The 12,706-nt window shown below is 70.3% G+C and carries 9 protein-coding genes; 6 read left to right on the plus strand and 3 right to left on the minus strand.

What is annotated here, in order from left to right; all coding sequences use genetic code 11:
- The first annotated feature begins 10 nt into the window (after nt 1–10).
- Both AB0I59_RS06840 and AB0I59_RS06845 read left to right on the plus strand, forming a co-directional pair.
- Nucleotides 11–2,365 (plus strand): GH1 family beta-glucosidase, encoded by a 2,355-nt coding sequence (locus AB0I59_RS06840; protein WP_358130887.1) that lies wholly within the window; start codon nt 11–13, stop codon nt 2,363–2,365.
- Nucleotides 2,366–2,521: 156 nt separating this feature from the next.
- Nucleotides 2,522–4,489 carry a hypothetical protein gene (locus tag AB0I59_RS06845; RefSeq protein ID WP_358130890.1) on the plus strand — a complete coding sequence of 656 codons (1,968 nt, stop codon included), beginning with the start codon at nt 2,522–2,524 and terminating at the stop codon, nt 4,487–4,489.
- Between the two features lie 34 nt (nt 4,490–4,523).
- Here the strand turns inward: AB0I59_RS06845 and AB0I59_RS06850 are convergent, their stop codons facing one another.
- Nucleotides 4,524–4,670 carry a hypothetical protein gene (locus tag AB0I59_RS06850; protein WP_358130893.1) on the minus strand — a complete coding sequence of 49 codons (147 nt, stop codon included), beginning with the start codon at nt 4,668–4,670 and terminating at the stop codon, nt 4,524–4,526.
- Nucleotides 4,671–4,765: 95 nt separating this feature from the next.
- Here AB0I59_RS06850 and AB0I59_RS06855 point away from each other — a divergent pair, with 95 nt between their 5' ends.
- The 4 genes from AB0I59_RS06855 (at nt 4,766) to fumC (ending at nt 9,868) form a co-directional block, all read left to right on the plus strand.
- Entirely contained in the window at nt 4,766–4,966 is a 201-nt protein-coding gene (locus AB0I59_RS06855) for a ferredoxin (protein ID WP_061252524.1), read from the plus strand.
- A 1-nt stretch (nt 4,967) separates the two neighbouring features.
- Nucleotides 4,968–6,245 (plus strand): cytochrome P450, encoded by a 1,278-nt coding sequence (locus AB0I59_RS06860; RefSeq protein WP_082776432.1) that lies wholly within the window; start codon nt 4,968–4,970, stop codon nt 6,243–6,245.
- A 396-nt stretch (nt 6,246–6,641) separates the two neighbouring features.
- A complete protein-coding gene (locus tag AB0I59_RS06865) occupies nt 6,642–8,369 on the plus strand; it encodes an NAD-dependent malic enzyme (RefSeq protein ID WP_358130896.1) in 1,728 nt (575 codons plus the stop codon).
- Between the two features lie 50 nt (nt 8,370–8,419).
- On the plus strand, nt 8,420–9,868 hold the full coding sequence (fumC, locus tag AB0I59_RS06870) for a class II fumarate hydratase (RefSeq protein WP_358130899.1): 1,449 nt from the start codon (nt 8,420–8,422) through the stop codon (nt 9,866–9,868).
- A gap of 474 nt (nt 9,869–10,342) precedes the next feature.
- Here the strand turns inward: fumC and bla are convergent, their stop codons facing one another.
- Together bla and AB0I59_RS06880 are read right to left on the minus strand one after the other, a co-directional pair.
- Nucleotides 10,343–11,377 carry a class A beta-lactamase gene (bla, locus tag AB0I59_RS06875; RefSeq protein WP_358130902.1) on the minus strand — a complete coding sequence of 345 codons (1,035 nt, stop codon included), beginning with the start codon at nt 11,375–11,377 and terminating at the stop codon, nt 10,343–10,345.
- A 223-nt stretch (nt 11,378–11,600) separates the two neighbouring features.
- A complete protein-coding gene (locus AB0I59_RS06880) occupies nt 11,601–12,677 on the minus strand; it encodes a C45 family autoproteolytic acyltransferase/hydrolase (protein WP_061252521.1) in 1,077 nt (358 codons plus the stop codon).
- Nucleotides 12,678–12,706: the final 29 nt, after the last annotated feature.

A 12,706-nucleotide genomic window follows, 5' to 3' on the forward strand; every position in this document is an offset into this window, starting at 1 on the left:
ATTCGCATAGATGGGCACCGCTTCGTTCCCAGAGAACTTCGTCTGGGGAGTGTCCACGTCCGCGTTCCAGATCGAGGGCGCCACCGACCAGGACGGCCGGGGACCCTCCATCTGGGACAGATTCGCGGACGAGGCGTACGGCGACCCGGCCTGCGATCACTACGTGCGCTATCGCGAAGACGTCCGGCTGATGCAGGACCTGGGCATCGCCGCCTACCGGTTCTCGGTGAGCTGGTCGCGGGTGCTCCCGGAGGGGCACGGCCGGGTCAACAACCCGGGGCTCGACTTCTATGACAGGCTCGTTGACGAACTGCTGCGGGCGGGCATCGCCCCCTACGCCACCCTGTACCACTGGGACCTGCCACAGGCGCTCCAGGACCGCGGGGGGTGGACCTCCCGTGACACGGCCCTCCACTTCGCCGAGTACGCCGGCCTCGTGTACGACAGGATCGGCGACCGCGTGGACACCTGGTTCACGTTCAACGAGCCATGGGTCGCCGCCTTCCTCGGCCACGCCTCAGGAGTGCACGCCCCGGGCCGGCAGTCGGCGGCCGACGCCTTCGTCAGCGCCCACCACATGCTGCTCGCGCACGGGCTGGGCCTGGAGGCGCTGCGCGCGCAGGGCGCCGCCAGAGCCGGCGTCGTGCTGAACCTCTCGCCCGTTCTCACTCCCGCGCAGCTCGGTGACATGTCCCTCGACCTCCCCGAGGAGGACGCCGAGGCGGTGGCGAGGATCGACGCCCTGCACAACCGGCAGTTCCTGGAGCCGGTACTGCGTGGCCACTACCCCGCCGACCTGCTGCCCCTGGTCGAGAAGATCGCGGGGCTCGGCCACATCCACGACGGAGACCTCGACCTCGTCGGCCGGCCCATCGACCTGCTCGGCGTCAACTACTACACGCCCATCGTGGTGCGGGCCCAGCCCAGCACCCCGGCCGACCCGGCGTTCCCGGGCAGCGAGGGCGTCCTGTTCTGCAGCGTTCCCACGGCCGTCACCGCGATGGGCTGGCCCATCATGCCGAGCGGCCTCTCCCTGGTCCTGCGGCGCCTGTCTGAGGAGTATCCCGAGACCGAACTGATGATCACCGAGAACGGCGCCGACTTCGTCGACGTCGTGGCCGGCGACGGCATCCACGACCTCGACCGGATGAGTTTCGTCGAGGAGCACCTGCGCGCCCTGCGGACCTCGCTCGACGAGGGCGCCCGGGTCCGCGGCTACCTGCTGTGGTCGCTGCTCGACTGCGTCGAATGGGCGGACGGCTACCGGCGCAAGTTCGGCATCGTCCACGTCGACTTCACCACGCAGCGGCGGCTGCTCAAGGACAGCGCCCTGTGGTACCGCGATGTCATCAAGCGCAACGGGCTCGGCGCCGAACGGCCGAAGCGGCCCACTCTGGAGACCGTCGCCGCCCGCGCGGGCGTCTCCCGGGCCACGGTCTCGCGGGTCGTCAACAGCGAGGCGTCGGTCAGCCCCGAGGCGCGCGCCGCCGTGTTGCGCGCCGTCCAGGAGCTGGGCTACGTACCCAACGCCGCCGCGCGGAGCCTCGTCACCCGGCGGACCGACTCTGTCGCGCTCGTCCTGTCCGTCCCCCGGCACGGCGGCGACTCGCTGATCTCCGCCGTCGTCCAGTACGTCACCAGCGTCCTGGAGGGGGCGGGCAAGCAGATCACGCTGATGCTCGCCGACACGGCCGAGAGCCATCGGCGCATCATCAGGCACGTGGAGGCGAGGCAGGTGGACGGGGTCGTCCTCGTCCCCCCGGACGGTCCTGACACGCTGGCCGAGCGGCTCGCGCGTACCGGTGTGCCGATCGTGCTGCTCGGCCGGCCCGCCATCGCCTCCCTCGTGCCCTACGTGGAGGTGGACAACACGGGTGGCGCCAAGGCCGCGACCCGGCACCTCCTCGACCGGGGGCGCCGCCGCATCGGCGTGATCTGCGGGCCCATGGACCTCGTCGCCGTACAGGACCGCCTCGCCGGGCACCTGGCCACGCTCCACGAGGACGGGCTGCGACCGGCGATCGCGCTCGCCGGCCTGGACAGGCGGTCGGGCGTCACGGCGGCGCGCGAGCTCCTGTCCGGCCATCCCGACCTGGACGCCGTGTTCGCCACCTCCGACGAGCTGGCGATCGGCGCGCTGGAGGCGGCACGTGAGGCGGGGCTGCGGGTGCCCCAGGATCTGGCGATCGTGGGGTTCGACGACATCCACGCCGCCTCCTGCACGACCCCGCCGCTCACCACCATCCGGGTGCCCACCGCGGACCAGGCCCTGGCGCTGGCCCGCCTGCTCCTGTCCCGCCTCGACGGCCGCCACACCCCCCTCGTCGTCGTTCCCACTCGCCTGGTGGTCCGCGACACGACGTGACCCTCGCCGTCGAAGAACAGGCCGGGCGGAAAAAGCACCTTGGCGGGTGGTTGCAAGAGTGCCGTAAGTGATCTCCCCTATTCATGATCCACCACCGATCACATCGTGAGCGGGGCCGGGACGCGTGGGAGAGATCAAGATGAGTGAAGCGATTCGATGAGCTACTTCGACTGGCAGGACATCGTCAAGCACTTCGGCTCGATGACGTACGAAGCGGGTTCGAGGACAGCGGAGGCGATCGACGCGCTCACCGACGACCTCGGCATGGCGTACGTGCCGAGCGACCTTCCGGACACCATCAGGGAGGACTGGGCCGAACGGGTGCAGGCCGCGGCGGACGCCGGAGTTCCCGCGCTGCTGGCCCGCCTCGACCACCCCGATCCCGAGATGCGGCGCATCGTGACCTTCGTCCTGGCGTATATGGACGGGGAGGAGGAGCTGGCCGCGGCGCTGCGGGCGCGGCTCGACACCGAGTCCGACCCGGCCGCGAAGGTCGGCCTCCTGGTCGCGCTGGCCCGCCACCCGGGCGAGCACGCGTTCCTGCGGGCGCTGACCGCCGCCGCGCATCCGGCCGTGACACGTTTCGGCGCCGCGTTCGGGCTGGTGCTGCAGCGCAAGGAGTGGTTCGGAAACGACAAGGACGTCACCTCCGGCGGCGACCTCGATGATCAGACCATCGATGCGCTGACCCTCTTCGTCAGGGACGAGGTCGAAGAACCCCTGTGCGAGCTCGCCTGGGCGGAGCCGGAGTGGAACTCCACCTTCCACGCCGTGAGCGACCTGCTCCGATGGATCCCGGACGCGGAGACCCGCTGGGCGGCCCGAATGCTCGACCTGCTCCGAAGCGGTGAATGCTCGAACGAGTGGGCCGGCAGCTGCTGCTGGAAGGCGATCAAGGGTGTGCACCCTCAGCACCCGCTGGCCGGACCGCTCGGACGACAGGTCGCAGACCTGCTCACGCACCCCGACCCCACGCTGCGGAAGGCGGCGCTCGGAAACATCGGGGCCTGGATCCGTGATTCGGACGGCCCGGCCGCCGCCGGTTACGTCGACCGGGTGGCCGCGGCGCTGTCCGATCCGAACCTGTCCGCCGTCGCGCTCGACGTACTCGTGGAGTGCGGCGACGAGCGATGCGTGCCTGGCTTGCGGCGGATGCTCGCCCTGCCCATCGACGAGGCGGCGGAGAAGCTGCTGTCCGGCGCCGCTCCGTTCGCTGAGGCGTTGATGCCCGCCGTACGGGCACGGCTGGTGAAGGGGATCGACCAGTTCGAGCTGCGCCGCCTGCTCAATGCGATCACCACGTGGGGCGAGCCGGTGCGGGCCGCCCTGCCGGAGCTGACCGCGATGATCACGACGACGCACAGCCACGAGTCCTGGGATCAGAACGTCATGCGTCTGTGCATGGCCATCGGCAGGCTCGGTGCGCCGGCGGCCGAGCCTGCGACGGTCGAGGCCCTGCGTTCCGTGGCGACCGGCCCCTCGCTGCACCAGCGGCTGTGGGCCATCAGCGCCCTGAAGGCCATCGGTCACCCCACCGACCACATCGTGACGTTGCTGCTCGGCGTCATCGCCGACAACCCGGCCCGCTCACCCGAGCCCGGGGTACGGGTGAGCACCTTCACTGATGCCATGGCCTGTGACGACCTCTGCCGTCTGGGCCCCCGCGCCGGGCGGGCCGAGCCGGCGCTACGTGCACTGCTGGACGAAGGCGGTGAGACGGCGGGAATCCGTTCAAAGGTGGCGTGGACCCTGTGGGAGGTCACCCATGATGCCCAGACCGCCGTTCAGGTGTTGCTGGAACAGATCGATGTCGTGGACCGGCCAGAGCACGAACTCAACTACCTGAGCTGGATGGGCGCCGCTGCCGAGTCCGCGCTCACCGTGTTGGACGTGCTGCGGGAGGGCATGGGCGCGACAGCCCGGCAGGCGGGACTCACCGCCGCCGCCATCCGCCGAGCGATCCACGAAGCCCCGCGACAGACCGGTGCCGAGGCCGAAAGTCTGGCGGGTATCGAGGCTACGGCTGACACATCCGGTGGCACTTGTGGCGCCCGGCCACCAGGTGGAAGGACGCCGGACAACGTTCCCCGCCACAATCACGCTCTTGACGAATCAAATGAATGATCTTTTAATTCGCGCATGGGGCGTATCGCGGGCGTCACCGCCGCAGCGACCCCCGCGGCCACCTCATCGTCGAGGCGCTGGTCGCGGTCGCCCAGGCGGGCGGCGAGCTGGACCCCGCGCTGTCGCCCGACGCGCTGGCCCACTTCTGCCTGCTGCTCGCGATCGGCAGCGCGCTCGTCACACCTGACCTGCACGCGGTCGGCGACCAGGAGTGGACCGCGCTGCTGGGCCGCCTCGTGACCGCACTCGCACCCCCTCCCAGAACGGAGCACCCCAGTGAGAGTCCAGATCGACCCTGAACGCTGCCAGGGGCACGGCCGCTGCTACGACCTCGCCCCGGAACTGTTCGCCGAGGACGAGGAGGGCTATGGGCAGGTGCTCGTGGACGGCGTCGTGCCGCCGGACCAGGGGCACGACGCCCGGCGAGCCGTGTCCAACTGCCCCGAACGAGCGATAGCCCTTCTCCAGGAGGCCTGACGTGACCGCCGACGACCGCTTCGCAGAGGACTTCAGGCAGGCGCGGGCAGACCTGCCTCTCGGCACGCGCAACGAGATCATCACGGGGCCCGTCTCGGACTGGGCGACCGACTTCTCCCACCTGGAGGCCGAGTGGGCTGCCGATCCGTACCGCATCCAGGACGAGCTGCGGCAGCGCTGCCCGATCGCGCGCACCGGTCGGTTCGGCGGAGGCTGGTTGCCCACCCGCTATGAGGATGTCGCCGAGATCGCCTACGACACCGAACGTTTCTCCTCGCGGTCGATCATCATGAGCAACTTCCGGCCGCCTCGGGAGCTGGCGCCGGTGGGCGGCACGCCGCCGATCTCCTCCGACCCGCCGTTCCACCGTGACGCGCGCAGGCTGCTGCTGCCCGCGTTCACCAAGAGCGCGGTCGCCGGACGGGAGCAGGCGACCAGAGCATTCTGCCACTCACTCATCGACACCTTCGAGGGGCAGGACGTCGTCGACGCCGCCCGCGACTACGCCCAGCACATCCCGGTGCGGGTCATCGCCGACATGCTCGGCTTCCCGCCCGATGACGGGCCGCGCTTCCGCGAGTTCATCGAGAACGCGCTCGAGGGCGTCAACCTGCCGCCGGAGCAGCGACTGGCCCGGATGGAGCAGCTGTTCGAGTATCTCCAGGAACAGATCCGCGACCACGTCGACCACCCGCGCGAGGACCTGACGACCTACCTCGTCAACGCCGAGCTGTACGGGCAGAAGCTCGCCCCCTCCCATGTGGCGGGGACGATGGCCCTGCTGCTCATCGCCGGCATCGACACGACATGGAGCGCGATCGGCGCGTCGTTGTGGCACCTCGCGAAGACTCCGGCCGACCGCGGGCGCCTGATCGCCGACCCGGCGCTGCTGCCGACCGCGATGGAGGAGTTCCTCCGCGCCTACGCGCCGGTCACGATGGCGCGGCTGGTGAAGGACGACATGCACTGGCACGGCGTCGGCATGAAAGCCGACGACTGGGTCCTGCTGTCGTTCCCGGCCGCCAACAGAGACCCGGCGCAGTTCGAGCGAGCGGACGAGGTCGTCATCGATCGCGAGGTCAACCGGCACGCCGCGTTCGGTCTGGGCATCCACCGCTGCGTGGGCTCGCACCTCGCGCGCATGGAGTTGCGGGTCGCCCTGGAGGTGTGGCTGGAGCGGATTCCGGAGTTCAGCCTCGCCGATCCGGCGGCCGTGGCGTGGTCCACCGGCCAGGTCCGCGGGCCGCGCGCGCTGCCCGTTCGCGTCGCCCCCAGGTGACGGCCCCGAAAGCAGGCAACGTACTTTCTCTTGGCGGTAACGCGGCCCTCTCCACCAGGGCCGCCGGCCTCCCAGGCCCGTGAGGCCGCCCGGAGGAACGGCATTCGACGATCGGCTCAGGCCGACGCCTTTACGATGTAGATCACATCATGGGATCCGTCGGCGGCGGCTTCGGGGTCCACAGGGCGAAGTGAAGGAGCGACCGCGCCGCCTGCCACTCACCGCTGGAGCGCGCCCGCGGGTGTCGTCACGCCTCTCCAGGGGTGACAAATCAAGCCTTAGGCAGGCTTAGGGCGGGCTTGGCGCGGCTGGCGTTTCCTGCGGGCAGGGGCAGATGGACAGGCGAGCGACACGCCCCTTGCGAGCGGCGGGTGGATGTGAAACGCCGGAGGCGGAATGCAAACCGATAAGAACCAGCGGCCGACCGGTGCCAACCGGATCTTCGAAGAGACGGACGAGGGGTACCTCACCTCCGCACGTGGCCTCGAGGTGCTGCGAGAGCCCCTGCTGAACAAGGGGACCGCGTTCACCGTCGAGGAACGCGACGAACTCGAGCTGCACGGTCTGCTCCCGTCGGCCGTGGAGACGATCGACCAGCAGGCGCGCCGGGTGTACGCCCAATACCGGGCACAGGCGAGCGACCTGCTGAAGAACATCTACCTGGAGGCCCTGCGCGACCGCAACGAGGTGTTGTACTACCGGGTGCTTTCCGATCACCTGCGGGACATGCTGCCGATCGTCTACGACCCCACGGTCGCGCAGGCCATCAAGAACTACAACCACGAATACCGGCGACCCCGGGGCGTCTACCTGTCCGTCGACGACGTGGACGGCGTCGAGCGCGCCTTCACCGACCTCGGGCTGGGCCCGGACGACGTGGATCTGGTGGTGGCCTCCGACGCCGAGGAGATCCTGGGCATCGGAGACTGGGGAGTCGGCGGTGGCGCCGGGATCACGGCCGGCAAGCTCGCCGTCTACACCGCCGCGGCCGGGATCGACCCGGCACGCGCCGTCCCGGTGGCGCTCGACGTCGGCACGGACAACGAGGGCCTGCTGAACGATCCCGGCTATGTCGGCAACCGGCACGCGCGGGTACGCGGGCAACGCTACGACGACTTCATCGACGCGTACGTCACCACCGTCACCCGGATGTTCCCGGGCGCCCTGCTGCACTGGGAGGACTTCGGCCCGTCCAACGGCCGGCGGATCCTGGAGAAGTACACCGGCCGCATCCCCACCTTCAACGACGACATGCAGGGGACCGGCGCGATCGTGCTGGCCGCCATGCTGGGCGCCGTCCAGGTGTCCGGGACGCCGATGCGCGAGCAGCGGATCATCGTCTTCGGCGCAGGCACCGCGGGCATCGGGATCGCCGACCAACTGCGGTCGGCGATGGTGCGGGATGGCCTGGATCCGGACGCCGCGACCCGGCGCATCTGGCCCGTCGACAAACAGGGCCTGCTCCTCGACGACATGACCGGCCTGCGGGACTTCCAGGCGCCGTACGCCAGGCCCGCCGAGGAGGTGCGCGGCTGGAAGCGGGACGGTGGCATTGGCCTGCCGGAGGTGGTCGAGCGGGTCAGACCGACGATGCTGCTCGGCACCTCGACCGCGCACGGCGCCTTCACCGAGCAGATCGTGCGCGCGATGGCGGCGGGCGTCGACCGGCCCGTCATCTTCCCGATCTCCAATCCCACGGAGCGGATCGAGGCGATGCCCGCTGACCTGTTGCGCTGGACCGACGGCCGTGCCCTGATCGCCACCGGCATCCCGGTCAACCCGATCACCTATGGCCGGATGACCTACGCGATCGCGCAGGCCAACAACGCGCTGCTGTACCCGGGATTGGGGCTGGGAACGATCGTGTCCCGCGCGCGGCGGGTCAGCGACGGCATGCTCCAGGCGGCGGCCGAGGCCGTGGGCGGCATGGTGGATGTGGCGGCTCCGGGCGCGTCGCTGCTGCCTCAGGTGGAGAACCTGCGGGAGGTGTCGGCGACCGTCGCGGTCGCGGTCGCCGAGCAGGCCGCGAGGGAGAACCTGGCCCGCGCCGATCTCAAGGACCCGGTCCAGCAGGTTCAGGACGCGATGTGGCAGCCGGTGTACAGGCGGGTCAGGGGGCGGTAGCCGTGACCGCGGACGATCGACGCGCCGGCGCAGGGCCGCCCGTCCGGGACGTGCCCATCGGGCTCACGGGCTCCGGCACCCGCACCGAGACCGACTCCATCGGCGAGATCGAGGTGCCGGCCGACCACTACTGGGGCGCGCAGACCCAGCGCTCGCTGATCCACTTCGACATCGGGGATGACCGCATGCCGAAGGAGGTCTACCACGCGTACGGCTACATCAAGAAGGCCGCGGCGATCGTCAATGGCGCGGCCGGTCGGCTGCCCCGGTGGAAGGCCGACCTCATCGCGCGCGTCGCCGACGAGGTGATCCGCGGCGACCTCGACGCGGAGTTCCCCCTGTACGTCTGGCAGACCGGCTCGGGGACGCAGTCGAACATGAACGTCAACGAGGTGATCTCCAACCGGGCGATCCAGCTTGTCGGAGGCGAGCTCGGCAGCAAGCACCCGGTGCACCCTAACGACCACGTCAACATGGGGCAGTCGTCCAACGACACCTTCGTCACAGCCATGCACATCGCCGCCGTCCAGATGATCGAGACGCGGCTGCTGGCGGCGTCGGGCCGGTTACGCGATGCCGCCGAGACCAAGAGCCGTGAGTGGGAGAATGTGGTCAAGATCGGCCGTACCCATCTCGAAGACGCCACCCCGCTCACCGTCGGTCAGGAATGGTCGGGATATGCCGCCCAGCTCGCCGACGCGATCGATCATCTCAGCGGTACGCTGCCCGGACTGTACCGGTTGGCGATCGGCGGAACGGCGGTGGGTACCGGCCTGAACGCGCCTCCCGGCTTCGGGGATGAGGTCGCCGCGCGGATAGCCGACCTCACCGGGCGCCCGTTTGTCAGCGCGGCCAACAAGTTCGCCGCCCAGGCCTCCTGCGACGCTCTGGTTCGCGCGTCGGCGGCCGTACGCGCGCTGGCGGTGCCGCTGTTCAAGTTCGCCAACGACATGCGCTGGCTGGGGTCGGGGCCGCGCACCGGCCTGCACGAGCTGATCCTGCCCGCCAACGAGCCGGGATCGTCGATCATGCCGGGCAAGGTCAACCCCACCCAGGCCGAAGCGATGCTGATGGTCGCCGTTCAGGTCATGGGAAACGACACCGCGGTCTCGTTGGCCGGAGCCGAGGGCAACTTCGAGCTCAACGCCTTCCGCCCGATCATCATCGACAATGTCCTGCATTCGGTGCGGATCCTGTCGGACATGATCGACCACTTCCGCACCTACCTCGTCGAAGGTGTCCGGCTCGACACCGCGAAGCTCAAGGACAACATCGACAGGTCCATCATGATGGTGACCGCGCTCAGTCCGGTCGTCGGCTACGACAAGGCCGCACGGATCGCCCATCGCGCGCTGGATGAGGACCTCACGCTCAGGGACGCCGCCCTCAGGTCGGGGGTCAGCGAACACCTGTACGACCAGATCGTCATAGCCGAACGGCTCACCCGGCCCGGAGTCGCCGGACAGGACAGCGGCCACGAACCCCCGAAGAAAGGCTGACACCGACGGCATCACCGTGACCGCCACCTTTGCCGGCCGCCCATGCCGCCAACGTCGAAGCCCTTGTCCCCTGACACGAGCATGTCCGGCTTCAGCAGGTACAGCGGGCGCCGGGGTCAGGGTGCTCGACACGAGCCTGGTCACCGCGTCCTTCTCGCAGGATCTGTGGTATCGCGATCCCAAGGTGACGCCGGGCGACCTCGTCGTGGTCTTCCACGAACCGGGGCAATGGCTCCGGCCTCCTCGTCCGCCTGCTGCAACCTCGGCGAAAGCCCCGATGACGGCGTGCTCCCGGCCGCGAAGGCGCCCCCGGAAGCGGTGAACGGCACGGCAGCGCGAAAAGGAGCCCGGCTGGATGCCGGGCTCCTTCGTCGTCACGGGTGGGGCCGAGTGTCACCTCACCCAAGGTCCGTATCTCAACCGTCCACATGGCGGCGGCCACGCGGAGCGGCGCGCCCACGCCCTCGGCGGGGGTCAGAGCCGGCCGAGGGCCCGGGCCAGTGCGGTGGCGGTGGACGCGATCACCTTCTCGTCGGCGGCGACGCCGTTGGTGCTCCGGTTGGTGAAGATCGAGATGATGATCGGCGCGGAGGATCGGGGTGGCCAGGCGATGGCGATGTCGTTCGCGGTCCCGTAGTTCCCCGAGCCGCCGGTGCCGGTCTTGTCGCCGATCGTCCAGTCCTTGGGGAGGCCGGCCCGGATCCGCTCATAACCGGTGACGGCGCCGCGGAGCCAGCCGATCAGCCGCTTCCTGTCCCTGGCGTCGAGCGCGTCGCCCACGGTGAGTCGGGACAGGCTGCCCGCGGCGGCCGCGGGGGTGGAGGTGTCGCGCTTCTCGCCGGGCTTCCACCTGGTGAGGTGGGGCTCGTAGCGATCGAGCCGGCTCTCCGGGTCGCCCAGGGAGCGGAAGTACTCGGTCAGCCCCGCGGGACCGCCGATCTGCTTCAGCAGCAGGTTGCCGGCGAGGCCGTCGCTCTTGGTGACCGCCGCGCGGCAGAGCTGCGCGAGGGTCATGCCGGTGCCGGTGTGCTCCCTGGTCTCCGCCGAGTTCGGCAGCACCTCGCTGGGCTTCCAGCGCTGTACCCGGCCGAGGAGGCCGGGGTCGGTGTCGCGCGCCTTGCGGAGGACCGCGGCGCACGCGTACGCCTTGAACATGGAGTTGAAGGGGAAGCGCTCGTTCGCCCGGTAGCCGACGGCCTTGCCCGTGCCCAGGTCGATCGCCACCGCTCCGACGCGTCCCTTGTACGACGCTTCGAGTGCTCGAAGCTTGCGCCGGAGATCGGCGTCCGGGGTGATCCGGATGGGAACCGCACTGCCGTCCTGGGCAACGGGGGGCGGGGTGGTCTGGGCGGGAACCGCGCCGCTGGTCCGGGCAGCGGGGGGCGCGGCACCCGTCGGGGTGACGGTCGCGCTCGTTCCGCAGGCGGACGCGAGCAGACAGGACATCGTCATCACCGCGACACCCAGCCGGGACTGCAGCGGGATATCCCGTCGGAATTGAAATCTCATCCGGGGAAGCAGAGCAGAGATCGACCACGCGTGTCCAATATCGATACGAGGAATCGATCGATACGGAAGCGGGTATCGCCGCCCGGGTGCGATACCCGCGCCGCCTGATCGACGGTTATCTGCTCGGCCGCCGCGGCTGCGCTCGGCCCGCGCGACACGACACAGGCCGTCGCCACCGCGTACGGGACGGGGCTGGTCGTGCCGCGCTCCCGCGGTCCGAGGATCAGCGTGCGCTGATCGTCGTCCAGGTCGACGGCCGGGCCGTGCACGGGCCTCCGTCGTGCAGCATGAGCCGGCCGGCCTCGGGATCGACCGCGATCGTGGCCAGTGTCGCCCACCGCGCGCCGAGCTTCGCGTCGACCGGCGGATGGCAGCAGACCTCGGCGCCGTCGCCGTGATGGGCGGTGAGCAGCGCGGCGATGTCGTCGGCGTCGTCGAGGCGGTGGCCGTCCCGCAGCCTTTCATTCAGCAGGCGCGCCCGGTCATACGTCTCGGGTTCGGCCCGTCCGCGGAACTCGCCCGCGGCGAGTGCCGGGTCGATGAAGTGGTTGGTGTGCACGAGCCGGCCGGTCTCGTCCGGCGGGATCACCGCCACGCCGGCGGGGCTGAGTTCGACGCACGCCGCCCGGTCCGCGGTCACGACGGTCACGACGGTGGAGGCGGACACCGGGGCCCCGCTCAGGATGTCGATCGCGTCGGCGAACGACTCCGCGCCGCCCAGCACCCTGCGCGCGACGAGGTGGACCGGTACGCCGTCCGCGCCGTCGTCCATGTGGCCGAGAATGTTGAACAACACTCCGACCCCGGCCTCGTTCACGCCGATCTTCGCGAGTATGCCGTGCTCGGTGATGCCGGTGAAGCTCACCGTGTCGCCGCGCACCGACTGGACGTGCCATCCGTCGGCCAGTTCCTCGTGCCAGTCCCACGTCTGACCGCCCAGGGCGCGTGGGCCGGTGCGGACCACGGTGGAGCACTCGCCCCCGCGGGGCGTGCCCGCCACGGCGAGGATCTCCGTACGCGCGTTGAGCGCGGCGACCACCCACAACGGCACGCCCGCCCCTTCGGCGACTCCCTCGATCTCCTCGGCCAGCTCGGGCGACCAGGCGCTCGTCGCGGCGAGGCATCGCAGGGCGAGCGCGGGGACGTCGAGCGTCACGCCCCGGGCCGCCGCAGCGACCTCGAAGAGCTCGGAGTACGTGCGCCACGTCCGCGCGATCTCGGCACCGGTCCGGCGGCCGCGGTCGTGGCCGCGCCGCCTCGGATCGGTTCCCTCCACCCGCAGATGCGTACGGGGGCTCACTGGTGCACCATCCTCCTGTCCGTGGTCAT

Origin of the sequence: Microtetraspora glauca (assembly GCF_040656155.1) — a bacterium.
Lineage (GTDB): Bacteria > Actinomycetota > Actinomycetes > Streptosporangiales > Streptosporangiaceae > Microtetraspora > Microtetraspora glauca.

Coding starts and splice junctions, on each gene's coding strand:
- AB0I59_RS06840 (WP_358130887.1), top strand. CDS start 11: ATGGGCACCGCTTCGTTCCCAGAGAACTTCGTCTGGGGAGTGTCCACG.
- AB0I59_RS06845 (WP_358130890.1), top strand. CDS start 2,522: ATGAGCTACTTCGACTGGCAGGACATCGTCAAGCACTTCGGCTCGATG.
- AB0I59_RS06865 (WP_358130896.1), top strand. CDS start 6,642: ATGCAAACCGATAAGAACCAGCGGCCGACCGGTGCCAACCGGATCTTC.
- bla (WP_358130902.1), bottom strand. CDS start 11,377: ATGAGATTTCAATTCCGACGGGATATCCCGCTGCAGTCCCGGCTGGGT.